The 19,946-nt window shown below is 68.6% G+C and carries 20 protein-coding genes and 1 pseudogene; 13 read left to right on the top strand and 8 right to left on the bottom strand.

All coding sequences use genetic code 11. The features are described from left to right. Positions 1–2: 2 nt before the first annotated feature. Positions 3–770, bottom strand: coding sequence for a response regulator (locus tag QWY28_RS22300; RefSeq protein WP_439117275.1), 768 nt, complete (start codon positions 768–770; stop codon positions 3–5). Positions 771–924: 154 nt separating this feature from the next. Between QWY28_RS22300 and QWY28_RS22295 the strand changes: the two genes are divergently transcribed. The 8 genes from QWY28_RS22295 (at position 925) to QWY28_RS22260 (ending at position 6,733) form a co-directional block, all read left to right on the top strand. Beyond that, positions 925–1,170: an SHOCT domain-containing protein gene (locus QWY28_RS22295; protein WP_300955126.1), complete on the top strand. Its 246-nt coding sequence runs from the start codon at positions 925–927 to the stop codon at positions 1,168–1,170. Between the two features lie 62 nt (positions 1,171–1,232). Further along, positions 1,233–2,771, top strand: coding sequence for a multicopper oxidase family protein (locus QWY28_RS22290; RefSeq protein WP_300955125.1), 1,539 nt, complete (start codon positions 1,233–1,235; stop codon positions 2,769–2,771). Between the two features lie 2 nt (positions 2,772–2,773). After that, on the top strand, positions 2,774–3,232 hold the full coding sequence (locus QWY28_RS22285) for a hypothetical protein (RefSeq protein ID WP_300955124.1): 459 nt from the start codon (positions 2,774–2,776) through the stop codon (positions 3,230–3,232). A gap of 42 nt (positions 3,233–3,274) precedes the next feature. Beyond that, positions 3,275–3,919, top strand: coding sequence for a hypothetical protein (locus QWY28_RS22280; protein WP_300955123.1), 645 nt, complete (start codon positions 3,275–3,277; stop codon positions 3,917–3,919). 11 nt (positions 3,920–3,930) lie between these two features. Next, a complete protein-coding gene (locus QWY28_RS22275; protein WP_300955122.1) occupies positions 3,931–4,572 on the top strand; it encodes an ATP/GTP-binding protein in 642 nt (213 codons plus the stop codon). A gap of 165 nt (positions 4,573–4,737) precedes the next feature. Beyond that, complete coding sequence (locus QWY28_RS22270; protein ID WP_030485949.1) at positions 4,738–4,983, top strand: YgaP-like transmembrane domain; 246 nt, start codon at positions 4,738–4,740, stop codon at positions 4,981–4,983. After that, the gene (locus QWY28_RS22265) at positions 4,980–5,294 is read left to right on the top strand and encodes a hypothetical protein (protein WP_300955121.1); all 315 of its coding nucleotides are present in this window, start codon (positions 4,980–4,982) and stop codon (positions 5,292–5,294) included. The genes QWY28_RS22270 and QWY28_RS22265 overlap by 4 nt, the downstream gene beginning before the upstream one ends. 584 nt (positions 5,295–5,878) lie before the next feature. Beyond that, positions 5,879–6,733 carry a F510_1955 family glycosylhydrolase gene (locus tag QWY28_RS22260; RefSeq protein WP_300955120.1) on the top strand — a complete coding sequence of 285 codons (855 nt, stop codon included), beginning with the start codon at positions 5,879–5,881 and terminating at the stop codon, positions 6,731–6,733. Positions 6,734–6,901: 168 nt separating this feature from the next. Here QWY28_RS22260 and QWY28_RS22255 read toward each other — a convergent pair whose 3' ends face one another. Beyond that, a complete protein-coding gene (locus tag QWY28_RS22255) occupies positions 6,902–8,791 on the bottom strand; it encodes a copper resistance CopC/CopD family protein (RefSeq protein ID WP_300955119.1) in 1,890 nt (629 codons plus the stop codon). Between the two features lie 393 nt (positions 8,792–9,184). On the opposite strand from QWY28_RS22255, the gene QWY28_RS22250 reads away from it, so the two are divergent. Next, entirely contained in the window at positions 9,185–9,691 is a 507-nt protein-coding gene (locus tag QWY28_RS22250) for a DUF2269 domain-containing protein (RefSeq protein WP_300955118.1), read from the top strand. 27 nt (positions 9,692–9,718) lie between these two features. Here QWY28_RS22250 and lnt read toward each other — a convergent pair whose 3' ends face one another. Both lnt and QWY28_RS22240 read right to left on the bottom strand, forming a co-directional pair. Beyond that, positions 9,719–11,368, bottom strand: a complete 1,650-nt coding sequence (gene lnt / locus QWY28_RS22245) for an apolipoprotein N-acyltransferase (RefSeq protein WP_300955117.1) — start codon at positions 11,366–11,368, stop codon at positions 9,719–9,721. 4 nt (positions 11,369–11,372) lie between these two features. Then, positions 11,373–11,984, bottom strand: a complete 612-nt coding sequence (locus tag QWY28_RS22240; protein WP_300955116.1) for a TlpA family protein disulfide reductase — start codon at positions 11,982–11,984, stop codon at positions 11,373–11,375. A 125-nt stretch (positions 11,985–12,109) separates the two neighbouring features. Here QWY28_RS22240 and QWY28_RS22235 point away from each other — a divergent pair, with 125 nt between their 5' ends. Genes QWY28_RS22235 through QWY28_RS22220 form a run of 4 tightly spaced genes read left to right on the top strand, consistent with a single transcriptional unit; the run spans position 12,110 to position 16,024 of the window. After that, the gene (locus QWY28_RS22235) at positions 12,110–12,694 is read left to right on the top strand and encodes a TlpA family protein disulfide reductase (protein WP_300955115.1); all 585 of its coding nucleotides are present in this window, start codon (positions 12,110–12,112) and stop codon (positions 12,692–12,694) included. Continuing rightward, positions 12,687–14,282, top strand: a complete 1,596-nt coding sequence (gene resB / locus QWY28_RS22230; protein ID WP_300955114.1) for a cytochrome c biogenesis protein ResB — start codon at positions 12,687–12,689, stop codon at positions 14,280–14,282. The genes QWY28_RS22235 and resB overlap by 8 nt, the downstream gene beginning before the upstream one ends. After that, positions 14,279–15,187, top strand: coding sequence for a c-type cytochrome biogenesis protein CcsB (ccsB, locus tag QWY28_RS22225; RefSeq protein WP_300955113.1), 909 nt, complete (start codon positions 14,279–14,281; stop codon positions 15,185–15,187). The genes resB and ccsB overlap by 4 nt, the downstream gene beginning before the upstream one ends. A gap of 9 nt (positions 15,188–15,196) precedes the next feature. Further along, positions 15,197–16,024: a cytochrome c biogenesis CcdA family protein gene (locus QWY28_RS22220; RefSeq protein ID WP_300955112.1), complete on the top strand. Its 828-nt coding sequence runs from the start codon at positions 15,197–15,199 to the stop codon at positions 16,022–16,024. A gap of 22 nt (positions 16,025–16,046) precedes the next feature. Here the strand turns inward: QWY28_RS22220 and QWY28_RS22215 are convergent, their stop codons facing one another. The 4 genes and pseudogenes from QWY28_RS22215 to QWY28_RS22200 form a co-directional block, all read right to left on the bottom strand. After that, positions 16,047–17,297: a cytochrome P450 gene (locus QWY28_RS22215; protein WP_300955111.1), complete on the bottom strand. Its 1,251-nt coding sequence runs from the start codon at positions 17,295–17,297 to the stop codon at positions 16,047–16,049. A gap of 78 nt (positions 17,298–17,375) precedes the next feature. Next, a complete protein-coding gene (locus QWY28_RS22210) occupies positions 17,376–17,987 on the bottom strand; it encodes a class I SAM-dependent methyltransferase (RefSeq protein ID WP_300955110.1) in 612 nt (203 codons plus the stop codon). 3 nt (positions 17,988–17,990) lie between these two features. Beyond that, entirely contained in the window at positions 17,991–19,487 is a 1,497-nt protein-coding gene (locus QWY28_RS22205; protein ID WP_300955109.1) for an MFS transporter, read from the bottom strand. Positions 19,488–19,573: 86 nt separating this feature from the next. Next, positions 19,574–19,840 (bottom strand): annotated as a pseudogene (locus QWY28_RS22200) (MMPL family transporter); the annotation flags it as partial. Positions 19,841–19,946 lie beyond the last annotated feature (106 nt).

Genomic DNA, 19,946 nt, shown 5'->3' with positions numbered 1-19,946 from the left:
GGTCACTGCCCGGTGCCCATCCGGTAGCCGACGCCACGGACGGTCCGGATGAACCGCGCCTGAGTGGCGTCGTCGTCCAGCTTGCGGCGCAGGTGGCCGACGTGCACGTCGACCAGGTGCTCGTCACCGACCCACGAGGGCCCCCAGACGGCGTCGATGAGCTGGCGCCGACTGAACGCCATCCTGGGCCGCTCGGACAGGGCGGCGAGGAGGTCGAACTCGGTGCGCGTCAGCGCCACTGGTTCCTCCTCGAGCCATACGTCGCGTCCCAACGGATCGATGACCAGGGCACCGAAGGTGCGAGCACCTTTCAAGGCATCGGACGAGGCCCCCATTGGACGGGGCCTGCGAAGCATGGCCTGGATCCGGGCCATCAGGATCCGGGGGCTGAACGGTTTGGTCAGGTAGTCATCAGCCCCCACCGAGAGCCCGATGAGCGTGTCGACCTCCTCGCTGCGTGCGGTCAGCATCACCACGTAGGCATCGGAGAAGGTGCGCAGCCGCCGACAGACCTCCACCCCGTCCAGGCTGGGCAGACCCAGGTCCAGCACCACGACGTCCGGGTCGACGGCGCGGGCGGCCTCCACCGCCTCGAGCCCGTCATGAACCACCGCCACCTCGAAGCCGTCGCGCTCGAGGTAGCTGCCGATAAGTCCGGCCAGCTGCGTCTCGTCTTCGACCACCATCGCCCGGAGACCGGTTCGGGGGCGGCCACCCGCGGCACCCCCTGCCGGTGAGCCGGCCTTCTCGTCCATGACGTCCTCGCCCATACCCGCCATGGTCTCAGTCCGCTGCACGGCCCAGCCGTAGGTCAGCCGCGGTGAGGGCAGGTTCTTCAGCGAACCTTCACATGAACGCGACCGGGAGACAGTGGTGCCCGGGCAATCGTGGGAGTCACCAAGCCAAGCGAAGGAGCTGAGGACGATGATGGGCTGGTACCACGACGGCATGGGTTGGGGCGGTTGGATCGTCATGACCCTGGCCATGGTCGCGTTCTGGGCGCTGGTGGTCTTTGCCGTTCTCGCCCTGTTCCGCACGCAGCGCCCCGGCGGGTCCACCCCGGACCGCCGCGACCCGATGCAGATCCTCGACGAGCGGTTCGCCCGAGGCGAGATCGACGAAGACGAGTACCACGCCCGCAGCAGTGTGCTGCGTGCCTCGGTGCACTAGCCGCTCGCCCCTTCCCTCCTCGCCCATCTCGCCCCTCGCCGAACCTGAGTCAGGAGCCCCACTTGTCCGAGATCACTCGTCGCGCCGTCCTTCGCGGGGCCGCCGGGCTCGCAGGCGTGGCCGCCCTCGGCGGCCTTGCCGCTTGCAGTCGGTCCACTGGCACAGCAGTCGGGCCCGCCGCCGACGCGGTCGCTACGGCTGAGGCGGCGCGCCGGAAGCCCGGAGCTCGGGTGGTCACCGCGCGCCTCACGGCCCAGCCGGTGACCCTCGACCTGGGTGGCCAGACCGTGAACACGTGGGCCTACGGCGACACCGCGCCGGGACCGCTGCTGCGCGTCGACGCCGGAGACGTGCTGCGCGTCGACGTCGCCAACCAGCTCCCGGACGCCACGAGCGTGCACTGGCACGGCCTCGCACTGCGCAACGACATGGACGGCGTGCCCGGACTCACCCAAGATCCGATCGCCGCGGGAGAGACGTTCCGATACGAGTTCACCGTACCTCACCCGGGCACGTACTTCTACCACCCGCACTCCGGAGTTCAGCTGGACCGCGGCCTGTACGGCGTCCTGGTCGTCGACGACCCGCAGGAGCCCGGTGAGTACGACGCCGAGTGGATCGTCGTCCTGGACGACTGGGTCGACGGAACGGGTCGCACCCCGGACCAGGTCCTTTCCGATCTGCAGCAAGCCGGCGGCGACGATTCCATGGGCGGCATGCATGACATGGGCGGCACGGGCATGGAGGGGATGGACCACGGCTCGATGGGCTCTATGGGTGGGATGGAGGCCATGCAGTCGCCCCTGCTCGGTGGTGCCGGCGACATCACCTACCCGCACTACCTGCTCAACGGCCGGACTGCCGCCGATCCGGCCACGCTGTCGGCGAAGCCGGGTCAACGCGTTCGGATCCGCTTTGTCAACGCCGGCTCGGACACGGCGTTCCGGGTCGCCGTCGGTGGGCACCGCATGACCGTCACGCACAGCGACGGCTTCCCCGTCGTGCCGGTGCCCACCGACGCGCTCCTGATCGGGATGGGCGAGCGCTTCGACGCCACCGTCAACATCGGCGACGGCGTGTTCGCGCTGGTTGCCTCGGCCGAGGGCAAACAAGGCCAGGCGCTGGCCGTGATCCGCACCGGCGCCGGTCGCACACCCACGGCTGACGTCAAGGTCCGCGAGCTGTCGGGCAAGGTACTGCTCGGCACGGCGCTGTCGGCGGTCGAGTCGGCCCGCCTGGACCGACGGTCGGCCGACCGAACCCACGACCTGGTCCTGGGCGGCACCATGGCGCCCTACCGCTGGACCATCAACGGCAAGACCTTCCCCGACATCGACCCGTTGCGGTTGATACAGGGCGAGCGGGTCCGGCTGCGCTTCGTCAACCAGTCGATGATGTTCCACCCCATGCACGTGCACGGCCACACCTTCGCGCTGAGGAGCGGCGGCGCCCGCAAGGACACGGTCATCGTGCGCCCCATGGCGACCCTCGACGTCGACCTCGAAGCCGACAACCCAGGACAGTGGGCGACCCACTGCCACAACATCTACCACGCCGAGACCGGCATGATGACCACGCTTTCCTACCAGGCACAGGAGTGACGATGTTCGACCACCACGCTGCCGCCGGGGAGGTAGCGGACGACCGCCTCGACGAGTCCCGCGCCGAAAGCACCCCCAACCAGACTTCGCAGAGGCGGGGCGTCCTGGCCACCGCTTGGAGTGCGGTGACCGCTGTGGTGGGCGGCATCATGGGCCTGCTTCCCCACCTGCTGCACCACGTCGGGCTCCTCGGAGGAGCGGTACTGGTGACCGGCGCCACCGGCAACGTCCTGTTCGCCGTACTGGGATTGGTGTTCTCCCTGCCCCTGCTTCGGCGCCTCTACCGGCGCTTCGGCTCCTGGAAGGCCCCCGCCCTCGCTCTGGGCGTGTTCGCGCTGATGTTCTCGCTCTCGGCGTTCGTCATCGGCCCGGCCATCAGCAACGACGATCCGAGTCAGGACCGGGACCGCACCCCCGTGCAGACCCCAGACCCTGACGAGCACGAGAGCCACCACGACTGACGAGCCCTCACGACAACGGCACGAGTCACCGAGGAGGTCCCCATGGACACCGCAGTGGCCCTGGTGCAGGCCTACCTGCACGTCAATGGCTACTTCACCGTCGTCGAGCACCCGGTCCTGGAGAGTCTGCGTGCCGGCCAGGTGCGCACCGTCACCGATCTCGACGTCCTGGCCTATCGCCTTCCCGGTGTCGGCCACGACCTGATCCACCGGCGCTCAGGAACCGTGATCCAGCGCCTGAGCTCCGAGGTCGACCCGGCCCTCGGCGCGCCGACTGGCCGAGCCGACATGATCGTCGGCGAGGTCAAAGAAGGTCGTGCGCGACTGAACCCGGCTCTGCGCGACCCGGCGACACTAGAGGTCGCGCTCGCGCGGTTCGGGTGCTGCCCCGCCGAGGAGGCCCGAGACGTCTCGCGTCGGTTGCTCGACCATGGCCGCGCAGCCACCAGGGCCGGCCATGCGATCCGAGTGGTGGCCTTCGGCGGCACACCGGGCCAGGTAGAACCTCACAATCCGTGGACAACCGTGCCCATGAACCACGTCGTGGAGTACCTCCAGGCCTATCTCCACGCACACTGGCAGGTGCTGCGCCACGCGCAGATCCACGACGAGGGACTCGCTGTCCTCGCGCTGATGGAGAAGTGGGGGCTCAGCCACCCCGCCGCTGGCCGCCTCCCCGTCCCGTAAGGAGGCGCGTCATGGCCGAGTGCGAGTGCGACCAGCCACATGTACCCCGCCGGGTTGTGCTCACCGGCGGGCCGGGTGCGGGCAAGACGGCCGTCTTGGAACCGGTACGCCGTTCCCTGTGCCGACACGTCAGGATCCTGCCAGAGTCGGCAGGGATCGTTTTCGGTGGCGGGTTCCCGCGCGACGACGACGCGGAATGTCGCCGCGCGGCGCAACGGGCGATCTTCCACGTTCAGAAGGAACTCGAGGCGACCGGGGACGCCCACAATCCGGCAATCGTGCTGTGCGACCGCGGCACGGTCGACGGGATCGCGTACTGGCCCGGGCCACCGGATGACTTCTGGACCTCGACGGCCACCACAATGGACACCGAGCTGCATCGGTACGACGCCGTGCTGCATCTGCGCACGCCCACCGCCGACCAGGGCTACAACCACCAGAACCCGCTGCGGATCGAGACGGCGCTCCGTGCGGCCGATGTCGACGCCCGCATCCTTGAGGCCTGGCAGCGGCACCCCCATCGCCACGTCATCGAATCCACCGGCGACTTCCTCGAGAAGGCGACCCGAGCCCTGGACCTGCTGCGAGAAGAGCTGCCTGACTGCTGCGCCAGCCACCTGGACCTCAACGAGCCCACCCTCCCTCCCACCTGACCTGTACCCGCCGCGGTGTCTCGCCGCCCTTCAGCCTCCGAGCACTTCGGTGCCACGTGGTTCTTCACCGAACCTTCACAAGGCGGCGCCGGTCACCTTCACCTCGCGGCGAGACCCTCGAAGTGGACCGAGGAGACCAGCGGTCCACCGAGGTTGGAGGAAGTCATGAGTAACCGTTGGAGCATCAACATCACCCCCGCCGAACGCGTCGCTCGCGTCGCCATCGGCGGCCTCGCCGCGATCGCCGGCGCGTTCCTGCTGGGCGGCGCCGCCTCCACCTTGGCGGTCGTCCTCGAGCTGCTACTCGTACTGGCAGGCCTCGACTTGGTCGTCACCGGAGCGCTCGGACACTGCCCGCTCTACGCCAAGCTCGGCCACGTGCCCGCATCCCTGAAGGGTAGGACGTCATGAGCACGCCGAACGGCATGGACCGCGAATCCCTCAGGAACTCTCGGCAATTGCCATACCAGCCAGAGTCCTCGACACCGACCGAGACCCACCACGCCGGACAGGAGCCCGACGGCGGCGCCCACGGAGCGCACGGTGGTCACGGGCTGATGATGATCGTCTGCTGCATCCCCATGCTCGCCATCGCCGGCCTGCTCTTCCTCACCGGCGTAGCAGGTTCCGGCATCATCGTCACCGCCCTGCTGTGCACCGCGATGATGGCGGCCATGATGTTCGCCATGCCCGGCGGGCACGGCGGTCACGGCCACAAGTAGCACGAACGTCGAGCCACGCTCGGCAAACGGAAGTGAGCCGACATGAAGGCCGGGGTTGAAGCCTCGGTCCCGGTCACCCGCCGGTTTCTCACGACGCGTCCGGTCCGCACCGCCGCCGGAGCCGCCGGGATCGGGCTCGCCCTGATGCTCATGCTGCTGCTGGCCGGACTCTGGGTCGGCGTCCAGGACCGCGTCACCACCTACGACGACCACCTCGGTGCCGACCTGGTCGTCGTCCCGGCCGGAACGCGCAACCTCTTCGCCGACCCCGGCGCTCTGCCGGTGCGGGCTTCGGAGTCGGCGAACTGCTCGCGGGTCTGGGCCGTGACGCCACCGACTTCGGCCTCGATCCGGTCCGTGACCGCTTCTGGGTCGGCGCCTGGGTCCAGCCCGGTGAGGACGTACGAAACGCGGTCGAGAAGGGCGCCCTACGGGCCGGCATCAGCGAGTGCGGGCAGTCGATCACGACGATGACGACCCGCTTGGCGTACGGGTCATCCGCCCACTACTCGAGGTCCGACTCCCCATATCTACTACTCGCTATAGTAGGCGGCGTTCGTGTCGCTCTCCCGAGAGGTCCGGCTGTGGCCATCAAGAAGTCCGTTCGCACGCTGGGGATTGCTGCGCTGGTCCTGCTCGCGGCGAGCGCATGCTCATCCGGTGGGGGCAGCCAGAGCGACGGGAGCGACTCCGCGCAGGCACCGCAGATGGAGCACATCCACGGGATCGGCGTCGACCCCGAGAATGGGGCGGTCTACGCCGGGACGCACTACGGGCTGTTCCGCATCAAAGACGACACCGCAACCCGGGTCTCCGAGGTACAAGACTTCATGGGCTTCACCGTGGCCGGTCCTGATCACTTCCTGGCCAGCGGGCATCCAGGCGAGGGACAGGGTGGCCACAGTTCGGTCGGGCTGATCGAAAGCACCGACGGCGGCCAGACCTGGCAGGAGCTCTCTCTGGCCGGCGAGGCCGACTTCCATGCGCTGAAGTACCGCCACGGACGTGTCTACGGGTTGAACGCAATGACGGGGCAGCTGCTGGTCAGCGAAGACAAGGAGTCGTGGCAGGAGCTCAGCCGCGAACCGCTCGCCGACTTCGCAGTCAGCCCCGAGCACCCGGATGCTCTCATCGCCACCACCGAACAGGGATTGGTGCAGTCGGCTGATGGCGGGCGCACCTTCGAGGCCGTCTCCGACGCTCCACTGATGATCTTCGTTGGATGGGCCGAGGACGGCACACTTGCGGGCGTGACGCCGGAAGGTGCCCTCTACACCGCGGACGCACCTGACGGGGAGTGGACAGAGCGCGGGAACGTCGGCGGGCAGCCCGAGGCTCTCACCGTTCACTCGGCCGATGAGATCTACGCCGCGACCGACGGCACGGTCCTGGTCTCGACCGACGGCGGCACGACGTTCAGGCCGACGATCGCGCAGTAAACCCTCCCCGACGGGGTCGCTTCGCTGCGTCGGCAGCCACCCTCACTGTTGCCCTGGTCCGGGCCGAGTTCTCCTGCGCGACGCCGGAAGGCCGCGAGATGGTGCACTGCGGCCAGCTCGCCCACAAGGAACTGGGGCGCTGCTCGTCAACGGCGAACCTCGCGCAGGTCACTCACCATGCTCGTGGCCCGCATGCGACCCGGGCTCGTCGTACACCAGCGTCCTGGTGACCAGGTGCTCCCCGCTGGTAAGCACCTCGCGCACGATTCGGTTCCGTCGGTCGATCGTCAGGAGGACGAACACCTTCTCGGCCGGGTAGGCCAGCGCGAGCGTCACCTCGCCGTTTCGGTGCACCTCGTAGCGGGTGACGGACACGGCGCGACCGGTGCTGAACGGCCCGGCCGCGAGGTAATCCTCGCCGCTGATCCGGAACCGGGTGTGCGCCCCCAGACCGGTGGCGGTGTCGCTGGTGACCTGCTCATGGAGGGTGAAGTGCTCGACGTCGCGCATCTGGTCCACGGCCGCCCGGAGCCGCCGTTCGTCGGGACGCGGGGGCCAGGTCGCGTTGACCGCGGCACGACCGCCTCCGAACGTCTCGTCATCGACGCGGAGAGTGACGACATTCTCACCGCTGACCCAGGACACCGGCGCGACGAAGCAACCGAGTCCGCACCGCCGGAACTCCAGTTCGTGCGTGCTGGAGCCGGGCGACCTGAGATTGCCGGTGAGATCGATCGCCTCCTGGTCGCGGTTGCGAGTCTCAGGGATGTTCGGCGCCGTGAGCTTCGCGACCACCTGACCCTGACTAGCCGACACCGCCACCCCGATGTAGCCGGCCCGGGTCCCCAGCCCGACCACGGGCCCGACGTCCGGCGGAGGAAACGCCAGCGGAATGTTCGACGAAACTGGCGGCGCCAGCACAGTCAGCGCACTGGAGACCGCCAGGACACCAGCGACGACACCCAGCTCCACCCGGGCGGAGACCCCGGGCTGGGGCGCCCCTGGCCGGCGCCGCAGGTGACGCCGAGCCCACGCCGCTAGCGCGACGACGAGTACGACGAAGCCCAGCTTGACCAGCAGCCAGCGACCGTAGGAAGTGCCAAACAGGGCGCCGGAGACATCGTCGAGCGGAATGATCGTCAGGGCAGCCAGGGTCCCGGTCAGGAACACCAGCAGGAACAACGCGAGTGCCATGCGGGCGTAGGCCCGGACGACAGGCGTGACTGTCTCTCCCCCACGTCGCAACGCGATGCCGGCACGGACCACGTGGACCAGCGCCCCAACCCAGACCGCCACGACTGTCAGGTGCACCGCGATGAGGAGGACCCCCCAGACGCCGGACTCAATCCCCGGGTGAGCCCGAAACCCCTCCGCGACCGGCAACGCCAGCAGCACACTGGCAGCAAGCCGGCGACGACCCGCCGCAAGCGCACCCAGCCCGATGGCCAAGGCGGCGACCTCGACGATCGCCACGAGCCCCGGAGTCGAGTCGGCGAGGCCGCCTATCCGGTCCGGATCGAGTCCGGTCACGAACGACCCGGCACCCGCCACCAGCACGGCCAGACCGACAGCCGAAGCCAAAGCCACGCCCGCACCGAGCTTCAGCCACGGTTCGGGCGCCGCTGATCGCGGAGCGGTTCGCCGCGTCAGCCAATCACCCACAAGCCCGCCCAGTGCCAATGCAAACCCGGCGAAGAGCGTCCACCTCAGTACGCCCATCGACAACGCGCCCTGCGTTACGGTCCCACCCCCACCGGGGCTCAGGACGGACCCGGAACCGATCACGAAGCGGAAGTCGCCCACCATCGAGTCACCATCGCGAGCGACCACCTGCCACTCGACCCGGTACTCCCCCGCGGGCAACTCCTCCAGGACCCGAGCGCGGACAACGCTCGCATCCGCACCGGTCTCCACCGGCCCGAGCCGCGTGCTCTCGCCGCCGGCGGACCGCACCGACAGCGAGGTCTGGCCGGCGACAACCGGCTGGTCGAAGACCAACTGCACGAGCGGCGGCGAATCCGGGACAGCGCCATCGACGGCCGGGCTCGTGAAGAGCAAGGTCGCATGCGCTGAGGCCGGGGACCAGGGCAGCAAGGCGGCCGTGGCAACAGCCAGGACCAGCGCGAGAGCCAGCCTGCGGAGCCATACGGCTCCCATGGGCCACCACACGTGCGCGCACGACACCCTCACGACCGCTGCCCTTCACCTATCTACGAAGATGGATCGTAGACACCGCCGTAGACTCGAGCACAGCCGCCCTGCGAGAGGAGACGAGATGAGCGAAGCCCCGCTCTCCCACGATGAATAAGGCCCTGAGCGACCACCGGCGCCGCCGCGTTGGGTCGGCCTGTTGATGATCGGGGCGCTCACGATCCTCGTCGCGCTGGTATTGGCGATGCTGCTGCTCGGCGGCGAGCACGGACCGGGGATGCACCACGGATGATGCCGCCCGTGCTCCGGAAGCTCATGCTGACCGTGCACGTGGCGACCTCAGTCGGCTGGCTCGGCGAGATCGTGGCTTACCTGGCCCTCAACGTCGCGGCACTCGGCGGACGCGACGAACAGACGATCCGTGCGGCCTACCTGATGATGGAGCCGGTCGCGCTCTACGCATTGGTCCCACTCGGGGGTGCCTCGCTGGTAACCGGGATCGTTCAGGCCGTCGGCAGCCCATGGGGCCTGTTCAGGCACTACTGGGTCACGATGAGTCTCGCCGTGACGGCGTTCGCCTTCGTGATCCTGGTGCTGCACCTGCCGACGGTCCACGACCTCGCGGCCGCGGCCGCCGATCCCTCGACCGACATGGGTGCCCTCGGCGGGGACCTGTTCCATTCCCTCGGAGGTCTGGTGACTCTGACCGTGCCGCTGGTCCTCAACATCTACAAGCCCCGCGGACTGACGCGGTACGGCTGGCGCAAAGCCCGGCGCGAGAGGCCTCGAGTCATGACCGCTGGCTAGCATGGCGGCCCTGCGCCCGTACGCCGCTCACGCTCTCGGCACAGTGCTGAGTGGGCCAGAACCCTCGTCGCCGTGGCCTTCCTCGCGTCGCCGCAGCAGCGTGGCGGTACTTGCTTTCATGAGGGCGGCGACGCCGACGATGCATAGGGCCAGCTGGATCCAGGGGCCGTAGCGAACGGCGAATGTGTGTCGTGCCACCAAGGGCACCTCAGCGACTGCAATATCTGTCGTCCGGGGTTCCAGCTGGCTGCGGATCGCTCCGTCGGGGGCGATAACCCCGCTGATGCCGTTGGTCGAGGCGATCACAACCGTGCGACCAGTCTCGATGGCCCGAATCTGGCTAATCGCGAACTGCTGCTGGAGTTGCGAGGTTCCGGTGAAGGTGGCGTTGCTGGTCTGCACGGTCACGAGTTGGGCACCATTGCTGACCTGGGCTCGCACGGAGTCGTCGAAGGCCACGTCAAAGCAGATCAGGTTGGCCACGCGCGTGCCAGCGACGTTGAGGGGTTCGGTGCGCGTCCCGGCGATCATGTCGCGAGGGATCATGTCGAGGCGTCCGATCTTGAGACCGGCAAGTTGAGTGCGGAAGGGCACGTACTCGCCGAAAGGCACGGGGTGGCGCTTGGTGTAGCGCTCCTCGGTCGAGCCGTCCGGCAGCCATGCAATGCCTTGGTTGAGCACCGCATCGGGACGCGGTCCATCGACGATCGCGCCGACGAGCACCGGCACACCGATCGCCGTCACAGCGCGGGAGATGGATTCGCGGATGCTCTCGTCCCGAAAGGGGTCGACGGCCGTGGAGTTCTCAGGCCACAGCACGAAGTCAGGGCGGGCCATCCTGCCCGACTCGATCCGGGCAGCGAGCTCTTCGGTGGCACGGACGTGGTTCTCGGTCACCTGCCGGTGTACCGCGACCACGTCATTGCCTGCACCAGGCACGTCACCTTGCACGGCAGCGATCGTCGCCGTCGGGAGTCCGGCTTCCCAGGAAGGGGTCAACGACTCCGGTCGGATCAGATAGGGGAAGGCCCCCATCAGCAGGAGGGCGGCGGCCGGGACGAGGGCTGCCCTGCGCCGCACGCTGCCCGCGTGAGCCATCCAGGCGAGCGTCGAGCCCACGAGAGCCACCAGGAAACTGACGCCGCTGGCTCCGATCCAGGGCAGCCAGAGCGCGAACGGAGTATCGACTGTCGCCCAGGCCAGGCGCGTCCATGGGAAACCTCCGAGTGGCCACTCGGCCATCGCTGTCTCGACGATCACCCACAGGCACGCGGTCCACAATGGCCACCAGCGCAGCCTGCTCACGATCGCGATGCCGCCGGCGGCCAACCCGTAGTAGGCGGCCACGGCCGGAGTGAGCAGCAGCCATGCGTCGACGCCGACTGCGCGCATCCACGCCGTCAGCGGGATCGCGTAGCCGAGGCCGAACAGGAAGCCCAGGAGCAGAGCGGGGCGCAGGGCCGCTCGGTGGAGCTGGAACACGAAGGCAGCGATCGCGAGCGGCAGGATCCAGCGATACTCCCAGGGCGCACTGGCGGTAGCGGCAGCGACACCCGCCAGTGAGGCGACCAGGGCCCGGACGAGCCTTCGGTGGGGCCGCGTTCGGCGCGGTGATGAAGAAGTAACGGCAGGCTCCGCGGCGTGGGGAGGGGAGCTCGTGCGCGGCCCGGTCAGCAACGCCTCACTCCTGCTCGGCGAGGGAGCTTAGGAGTCCGGACAGTTCCTCCTCAGAGACTTCGCCGATCACTCGGTCGACGATGCGGCCCTGCGCATCGACGGCCAGCGTCACCGGCAGGCCGGGAACTCGCGTGTCGGCCAGTACGAGCGCCTCGGCGTCGACGAGCTGGGGATAGGCGACACCTGTGCGCGTCAGGAAGTCCGCCGCAGCCTCCGGGTTGTCCTGGGTGTTGATTCCTAGGAACCCGACCTCTGGGTTGCTTTGGGCAGCGTCGGCGAGCATCGGCATCTCCTTGCGGCAAGGTCCGCACCAGGAGGCCCACAGGTTGACCACGACCGGGCCGCTGAGTTGCGACACATCGACCCGACGAGGCTCGTTGAAGCAGGGGAGCTCAAGTTCGGGCAGACGATCACCACCGTCAGCGTCAGCGGGCCGTTCCAATCCAGCACAGCCCTCCATGCCTGTCACTTCGATCGGCTCGAAGGGTGGCAGTTCAAGATCCGGTCCCGTCTCCGGGTCAGTGGGTGCGCCGCATGCGGACAGCAACATCAGGGCCGCCGCTACGGCTGTGGTCAGCCGGAAGCGGCCCTGCCTTCGCGCGCTCCGTCGTCCCATGGCCTATCTGCATTCTCAGTCGCCGATGCCCGGTGCAGCGTGCGTGAAAGTACTACGTAGAGTAGTACCCGGTCGTCGGCGCGATGGCCGTGCCCCACTCTCGACTTGCCTGGAGGAGCACTGCCATGAGCAGCCGGACCGGCGCTTGGGCTCGCCGCACGGCGGGCCTCGCGGTCCTCGTTGTTGCGCTCACCGCGTGCACGGCCGATCGGGGTGGTCCGACGGCGACCGACGGGGTGGTCGAGGTCATCGCCGACGAGGACCGCGCACCCGTCAAGCCGATCAAGGGCGAACTACTGGACGGCAAGAGGTTCGACAGCAGTGCCCTGGCCGGCCAGGTGGTTGTCTACAACGTCTGGGGCTCCTGGTGCGCACCCTGCCGGACCGAGGCACCGACGCTCAAACAGGTGTCGGAGGAAAGCGAGAGCCTCGGCGTCCGGTTCGTGGGAATCAACGTGCGCGACAACGACGCCGCAGCCCGCGCCTTCGAGGACAGCTACGGGATCGAGTATCCGAGCATCACGACCGGCACGTCCGGCCAGGCGTTGCTCGCGTTTGGTGCGGCGCTGCCGCCCAGCGCGGTGCCGAGCACGATGGTGGTCGACACTCAGGGGCGACTGGCGGCCAGGATCATCGGACCCGCGGACTACACCACGCTTTCGACGCTGGTCTCCGACGTGGTCGAGGAGCAAGAGCCCTCTGATGACTGAGACAGAGATCGCGAAGCCCGAGGAAACCTCGGCCGGCCGCACCTCCACCCCGCCGTCGTGGGGGTGGTTGCGCTGGGTGTGGCGCAACCTCACCTCGATGCGCACAGCAGTGATCCTGCTCGCTCTACTCGCCCTCGCCGCGATCCCCGGGTCACTCTTCCCACAGCGCAACGTGGCTAGCGACCCGGCTGCGGTGATGCAGTACACCCAGGACCATCCCCGGCTGGCGCCCTGGCTGGACCGACTCGGGATGTTCGACGTCTACGCCTCCCCGTGGTTCGCGGCCGTCTACGTGTTGCTCCTGGTTTCCATGACCGGCTGCGTGCTCCCCCGCTCCCGCCGGCTCTGGCAGTCCGTGCGCAGCGCTCCCCCGGCAGCGCCACGCAACCTGGCCCGCATGGAGGATCACCAGAGTTGGGAGACCGCGGACGAACCAGCGCAGGTCCTCGCCACCGCGACGGCACATCTGCGCCGCAAGAGATTCCGCGTGGTGACCGAAGGCAACGAGGTTCGCGCGGAGCGGGGCTACCTTCGCGAGGTCGGCAATCTCGCTTTCCACCTCTCCTTGCTGGCGCTCCTCGTCGGCATTGCCGCAGGCAAGCTGATCGGCTTCGAGGGCCGCGTGGCGATCGCCGAAGGTGGCACGTTCGCGAATGACCGGTCCCAGTACGACGCCTTCACCCCGTCGGCGTGGACCGACATCGACGACCTGGAGCCGCTGTCCTTCCGCCTGGAGGAGTTCGACGTCTCCTACCAGACGAGCGGACCCAATCTGGGCCAGCCATCGGAGTTCGCCGCCCGGGTCGCCTACCGCAGCGGGAGCGGTGAGGAGCGCTCAACCACGGTCAAGCCCAACCACCCGCTGAACGTCAACGAGACCAAGTTCTTCCTGACCGGAAACGGTTACGCACCCCTGGTCACCGTGCGCGACGGCCGCGGCGAGGTGGTGTTCACCGGGCCGGTCCTCTTCTTGCCGCTGGACGGCAACTACGCCTCCGACGGCGTGATCAAGGCACCGGATGCCCAGCCCACTCAGCTGGCCTTCGAGGGCCTATTTCTCCCCACCGCTGACGTCGGGCCCCAGGGCCCGTACTCGAGGTTCCCCGACGCGCTGGACCCGCAGCTGTTCCTCACCGCCTACACCGGCGACCTCGGTCTGGGCGACGGGGTACCACAGTCGGTGTTCACGCTCGACAAAGATCAGCTCACCCAGGTGAAGGTCGACGGGCAGCCGTTCAGCCAGGCCCTGTCCGTCGGTGAAACCATGCGCCTGCCCGGCGGGCAAGGCACCCTCACCTTTGACGGGGTCTCCAGGTTCGCCAACTTCCAGGTCGCCTACGACCCAGGCAAGGAAATCACGCTCGTAGCCGCGATCGTGATGCTCATGGGCCTCACTGCGTCGCTGGGCATCCGGCGACGACGCATCTGGGTCCGGGTGACACCCGCAGACGGTGGTGGATCGAGGATCGAGGTCGCCGGATACTCCCTGACCCGTCGCGAACCCCCGCCCGCAGAGATCGCCGATCTCGTCACCGCGATACGCGGTCCCGTCATCGATGCCTCCACCAGCAAGGACTCCCCCGCATGATCTTCAACGAGCAGACCTGGGCCGAGCTCTCCAACGGCTTCGTGTACTCCGCCATCGCCGTCTACGCGCTCGCCATGCTCATGTACGCTGCCGAGACTGCGGGCCGGGTAGCTGGGGCGGACACTGTGGCTGCGCGCCCCCACGCGCGCAGCGCGCTGCTGGGCGCCTTCGGAACCTCGCTCACTGTGCTGGCCTTCCTGCTCAACCTCGGCGGTGTAGTGGCCCGCGGTCTCGCGGCAAGCCGCGTGCCGTGGGGGAACATGTACGAGTTCGTCCTGGTCTGCGCCCTCGCCGCCGGCGGCGCCTACCTCGCCTTCCTGTCCAAGCGACCCATTCGCGCGTTCGGCGTCTGGATCGTGGCGATCGTCCTGCTCGCCCTCGGGCTGGCCGTGACTGTCCTGTACGCGCCCGCCGGCGAGCTCGTTCCCGTCTTGAACTCCTACTGGCTGGTGATCCACGTGGCGGCGGCCATCGTGGGCGGCGGTGTGTTCACGGTCGGCGCCGTCGCGACTGGGCTGTTCCTGGTGCGACGGCGACAGGAACGGCGCATGAGCGCGGGCGTCGCGAGGGACCGGTACGCCGCCAGTCTTCCCGCTGCGCAGACGCTGGAGCAGGTCGCCCACACCGCCCACATCTTCGCGTTCCCGATCTGGACCTTTGCCGTGATCGCGGGGGCGATCTGGGCCGAGAACTCCTGGGGCCGCTACTGGGGTTGGGATCCGAAGGAGACGTGGGCGTTCATCACCTGGGTCTTCTACGCCGCCTACCTGCACGCCCAATCGACCGCGGGCTGGCGTGGCGTACGCGCGTCGTGGTTCGCACTCGCCGGGTACGCCGCCTTCCTGTTCAACTTCTTCGGCGTGAACCTGTGGATCACCGGGCTCCACTCGTACGCCGGGGTCTGAGGAGCACTCATGAACGCCACTGACCTGGTGATGTCTGGCCCCCTCATCGTCGCGGCATTGCTCGCGGTCGCCGCGGGCCTGGTGTCCTTCCTGTCGCCGTGCTGCCTGCCACTCGTGCCCGGATACCTCTCCTACGTCGCCGGAATGTCCGGGGCCGAGAGCAGTCGCGCCGTCGAGGCGTGTGGACCAGGGACGGCAGGCGAGGGAGCGATTGCGACCCGGACCGCACCGGCTCCGGCGCAGGCGCCTCATACCCGGCGGGTTGTGCTGGGCGCGATCCTGTTCGTCGGGGGGTTCGCCGCGGTGTTCACCAGCTATGGCGTGCTCTTCGGCACGTTCGGGGCGCTGCTGATCGCGCATCAGGAGACCTTGGTCCGCGGTCTAGGGGTCCTCACGATTGTCTTCGGCCTGATGTTCACCGGCCTGTTCTGGCGGATCCCGATCGCGAGCCGAAGCCTGCGGATCCGTTACCGCCCGCGTGCGGGCCTCGTCGGCGCGCCGCTTCTCGGGGTGATGTTCGGGCTCGGTTGGACGCCCTGCATCGGACCGACCCTGGCCGCTGTCCTCACGCTAGCCACCAGTAGCGCGGGGGCGGGCCGGGGGGCGTTCCTCTCCTTTGCGTACAGCTTCGGGCTGGGTATCCCGTTTATCGTGGCTGCGTTTTCCGTCTCGCGGGCCATGGACCGCCTCCAGTGGGCTCGTCGCCACGCATCCACCGTCATGCTCATCGGAGGGCTGATGATGATCGCCCTGGGCGTGCTCCAGGTCAGTGGCCTGTGGCTCGACCTCATGACGCGACTGCAGGGCGTGGTCGCGAACTGGCAGACACCGATCTAGCAGCCCGGCAGGGCAGCGGGCATCAGCGGTCTCCCGCGCCGAGCAGCCGGACCGGGTAGCCGCCACCCGGCAGCGCCGGAAGCCGTCCGAAGTCGACGCTGCGGCCAGGCTCAAGCGGAGAGTAGCTCATCCGTCGGGCCAGTTGGTCGAGTGCCACGTCCATGAGCCGGGTGGAGATCGGCTCACCCGGGCACCGGTGGTGCACGGCGGGGTCGCCGCCGCCTTGAGGTACGAAGGCGAAGGCATCGGGTTCCTCGTCGAGGAACCGCTCTGGGTTGAAGCGTGACGGCTCCTCCCAGACGCGCGGGTCGTGGTTGGTGCCGTAGAGATCGAGGAGCGCGCGTCGCCCCTTTGGGAACCGGTGCCCTTGCCACTCGAAGTCGTGGCGGACGATGGCGGTGACTGCCGGGAAGAAGGGGTAGTGCCGTCGGACCTCTTCGATGAATGCGCGGTCCTCGCCTTGATCTCCGGAGGCGAGCCGCTCCCGCCAATCGGGGTTGGCGTCCAGCGCGTGCCCGACGAACGTGATGTACACGGCCGTGGCGACAGTGGGCCGGAGCACGTTGAGGAGCTCAACGGCAGCGATCCGGGGCGACATCGGCTGACCATCGGGCTCCTGGTAGTTCGCGATCACCGAAGCAGCGGACAAGTCAGGGACTGACAGTTGACCCGAGCGGATCTGCTCGATGACGTCCGCGGCCCACCGTTCGGCGGCCTTTCGGGCTGCCCGTGATCGCAGATGGCCGAGTCCGATGTCGCCAGCGTCGTCGAACAGCGCGGTCAGTTGCCGAGTGCGTGTCTCGACCGCCGCCTGCGGAAGTGGGACCCCGGCCCACGCACAGACCGCTCGGGTCAGGAGCAGTTGAACCTGCGGGTACAGGTCGATCTGACCGGCCGCCATCCAGTCCGCGACCGCCCTTTCCCACTCCTGGGTCACGGCCTCTGCCAGGGCCTCGACCCGGTTGGGATGGTTGATCTGGAGGAACAGCGCCTTGCGCTGTCGATGGTGCTCCCCATCGAGGCCCTGTACTCCGCCCTGGCCGAAGAGAGTCTTCTGCAGCGGTGGTGGCGCGGCTCCGTCCCGCTGGAACCGTGTCGGGTCGTAGAAGACCCTGGCGGCTTCGGCGCCGGTCATGCAGGTGGTCCGGCGCAGCAGTAACCGGGTCTCGAAGACGTGGGCGCCGAGTTCGGCGGCTCGACGGGACACGAAGCGGTAGGGGTCTCGCAGCAGCGCGAGCGTGCTATCGGCGGACTTGAGCTCGGAGAGTGTCACGGGGTGATCCCTTCCTGGGGCGTCGCTCGACGGTACTCACCGCTCCCGAGGCCCCGCCCGGACACGGTTTTCCGTTGGTCATAACCGCAGCGCGACGCCGACGCGATAGTCACTGCCGACGTAGGTGCGCCAACTCTCGGCAGGCTCGAGTCCCTGGCACCTGAGGGCGGCGAGGAACTGGCCGGCGGTGAACCGGTCCTCGGCCGGGTGGTCCAGAAGTCGCCGGTAGCTGGGTCGCGCGAGCGCCGCGGCGGTGACCTCGAGATAGTAGAACCGGCCGCCGGGGCGCAGGACGCGGGCGACCTCGGCCACGGCGTCGCGCCAGTTGGTGACGTGGTGGATGACCCCGAGGTCGAATGCGGCGTCGTAGGTGGCGTCACATGCGCCCAGCGCTGCCCGCAGGTCGTCGGCGCTCCCCTGCATGACGTGGACCTGGTCTCGGTAGCGGCGAAGCCGGCGGCGGGCTCGTGTCACCATGGCGGGGTCGAGGTCGATGGCGTCGACGGTGGCGGCGCCGAACTGGTCGATGATGAGCTTGGTGCCGTAGCCGGACCCGCAGCCGATCTCCAGTGCGCGGGCTCCTGGGGTGCGGCCGCCGAGACGGCGCAGGATGGGCGCTTCGACGCAGCGTTGGAAGACGCGGTTGGCCGGGTTGGTGACCAGATGGGTCTCCACCTTGTTCATCAGCATCGGTCAGCCCTCGCTGTCGTCGGGGACGGGGGTCGCAGCTGGCGAGAGACGGTCGTCATCGCTGTCAGGTGTGGGTATGCCAGGTAGGAGCAGGCCGGTGAGGAGGGCGCTAAACCCGGCGGTGATCGCGGTGGCGATCAGGACCAGGGACATGCCGTGCAGATAGGCAGCGTTCGCGCTGGAGGCGAGTGTTGGCTCCCCAATTCGTGCGGCTGCGGCGAGTGCGCCGGCGATGGACTCACGGGCAGCGGCTGCCGCCTCGGCCGGCAGTCCGGACGTGTTCACCCGTCCGGCGTAGCCGTCGGCCAGCAGACTGCCGAGCAGTGCGACGCCGAGGGCGCCGCCGGTCTGGCGCAGAGTCATGGTGATCGCGGTACCGGACCCGGCGTGCTCGGTCGGCAGTGCATCGAGCACGGCATCCATGGCGGGGGCGAGCGCCATCCCGATGCCGAGTCCGGCCGTGGCGAGCCAGGCTGCGATAAACCCGTACCTGGAGGCGACGTCAGTGGCTGCCCCTGCTGCGGCACCCGCTGCGAGCACTGCCGGGCCGGCCGAGACCGGCACCCGGTAGCCGACACGCGCCGCGAGCCGCTCCCCGGCCGGCGCACCGACAACGAGTCCGCCGATCAGCGGGAGCAATCGGATTCCCGTAGCGAGGGGGTCGTGACCGGCGACGAACTGCAGGTACTGCGGTACGACGAACAGCAGGCCGAGCATGCCGAACGTCACGAGGACGCCCGCGATGCTGGCCCACAGGAACTGAGGTCGGGCGAACAGGTGCAGATCGATCATCGGGTCGCGGACGCGCAACTCCCAGGCCGCGAAGCCAGTCAGTACGACCACTCCGGCGGCGATGGCGCCCATCGTCACTGGGGCGGACCAGCCGCGCGTGGGGGCTTCGATGACCCCGTAGACGAGCGATGTCAGTCCGACAATGGACAGCACGGCGCCGCCGATGTCGGGGCGGCGTGGTGATGGGTCGCGTGACTCTGGGAGCAGGACGGCGATGGCGATCGCGGCGATGATCGCGATGGGGACGTTGATCAGGAAGATCGAGCCCCACCAGAGGTGCTCGAGCAGGTAGCCGCCGATGATCGGTCCGAGGGGGATGCCGACGCCGAGACCCATCACCAGGACTGAGACGGCCTTGCCACGCTCGGCGGGTGCGAAGAGGGCGGCGAGGACAGCGAAGGCGACCGGCATCAGGATGGCAGCGCCGGCGCCCATCACTCCGCGCGCGGCGATCACCAGGGCGGCTGAATCTGTCCACGCGGCGACGGCGGATGAGGTCCCGAAGAGCCCCAGCCCGATCAGAAGCAGGCGCCTGCGGCCATATCGGTCTCCGAGGGCCCCGCAGGTGAGCATGAGTCCGGCGATCACCAGGACATAGGCATTGACCATCCACTGCAAGCCGTCGGTGCCGACCTCCAGTTCGGTCGCGATTGTCGGGAGCGCGACGTTCATGATCGTGATGTCGAAGCCGAGCGTCAGGACAGCCAAGCCCAAGGCCGCGAGCGCCCACCATCTCCGCGGGTAGTGGTAGTCGGTGGTCGCGATGACTCCTCCCTTCAGGGCCCTCCGGTGGATCAGTCGGTGAGGCCGAGCTGGTTGTGCAGGCGACGCAGCGGTGCGGGGGCCCACCAGTTCGCCTCGCCGGCGAGCCGCATGATCGCGGGAACGAGTAGCCCGCGGATGATGGTGGCGTCGAGGACGACCGCCAAGGTCAGACCGACCCCGATGACTTTGAGAGCGGTCAGGTTCGAGGTGGCCAGGGCCACGAAGACGGTGACGAGGATCGCGGCGGCGGCGGTGATCAGTCCACCGGTGCGTTGCAGGCCTTTTGTGGTTCCCCCCGAATCGTGGAGGGCTTCTCTATGCGGCTTCCCGGTCGGGGGCCGCTGTGTCCTCGTAGTTGACCGGGCTCATCATGCCCGCCGAGCTGTGCCGGCGTTCGTGGTT

The sequence above is a fragment of the Nocardioides oceani genome, from assembly GCF_030412965.1.
Taxonomy (GTDB): Bacteria; Actinomycetota; Actinomycetes; order Propionibacteriales; family Nocardioidaceae; genus Nocardioides; species Nocardioides oceani.
This window is presented reverse-complemented; position numbering and strand designations above follow the sequence as displayed.

Excerpts from the sequence above, each read along its gene's own strand:
- ccsB (WP_300955113.1), top strand. The coding sequence starts at position 14,279 with ATGATCTTCAACGAGCAGACCTGGGCCGAGCTCTCCAACGGCTTCGTG.
- QWY28_RS22275 (WP_300955122.1), top strand. The coding sequence starts at position 3,931 with ATGGCCGAGTGCGAGTGCGACCAGCCACATGTACCCCGCCGGGTTGTG.
- QWY28_RS22265 (WP_300955121.1), top strand. The coding sequence starts at position 4,980 with ATGAGCACGCCGAACGGCATGGACCGCGAATCCCTCAGGAACTCTCGG.
- QWY28_RS22235 (WP_300955115.1), top strand. The coding sequence starts at position 12,110 with ATGAGCAGCCGGACCGGCGCTTGGGCTCGCCGCACGGCGGGCCTCGCG.
- QWY28_RS22280 (WP_300955123.1), top strand. The coding sequence starts at position 3,275 with ATGGACACCGCAGTGGCCCTGGTGCAGGCCTACCTGCACGTCAATGGC.
- QWY28_RS22285 (WP_300955124.1), top strand. The coding sequence starts at position 2,774 with ATGTTCGACCACCACGCTGCCGCCGGGGAGGTAGCGGACGACCGCCTC.
- resB (WP_300955114.1), top strand. The coding sequence starts at position 12,687 with ATGACTGAGACAGAGATCGCGAAGCCCGAGGAAACCTCGGCCGGCCGC.
- QWY28_RS22300 (WP_439117275.1), bottom strand. The coding sequence starts at position 770 with ATGGGCGAGGACGTCATGGACGAGAAGGCCGGCTCACCGGCAGGGGGT.
- QWY28_RS22295 (WP_300955126.1), top strand. The coding sequence starts at position 925 with ATGATGGGCTGGTACCACGACGGCATGGGTTGGGGCGGTTGGATCGTC.
- QWY28_RS22270 (WP_030485949.1), top strand. The coding sequence starts at position 4,738 with ATGAGTAACCGTTGGAGCATCAACATCACCCCCGCCGAACGCGTCGCT.
- QWY28_RS22210 (WP_300955110.1), bottom strand. The coding sequence starts at position 17,987 with ATGCTGATGAACAAGGTGGAGACCCATCTGGTCACCAACCCGGCCAAC.
- QWY28_RS22240 (WP_300955116.1), bottom strand. The coding sequence starts at position 11,984 with ATGGGACGACGGAGCGCGCGAAGGCAGGGCCGCTTCCGGCTGACCACA.
- QWY28_RS22220 (WP_300955112.1), top strand. The coding sequence starts at position 15,197 with ATGAACGCCACTGACCTGGTGATGTCTGGCCCCCTCATCGTCGCGGCA.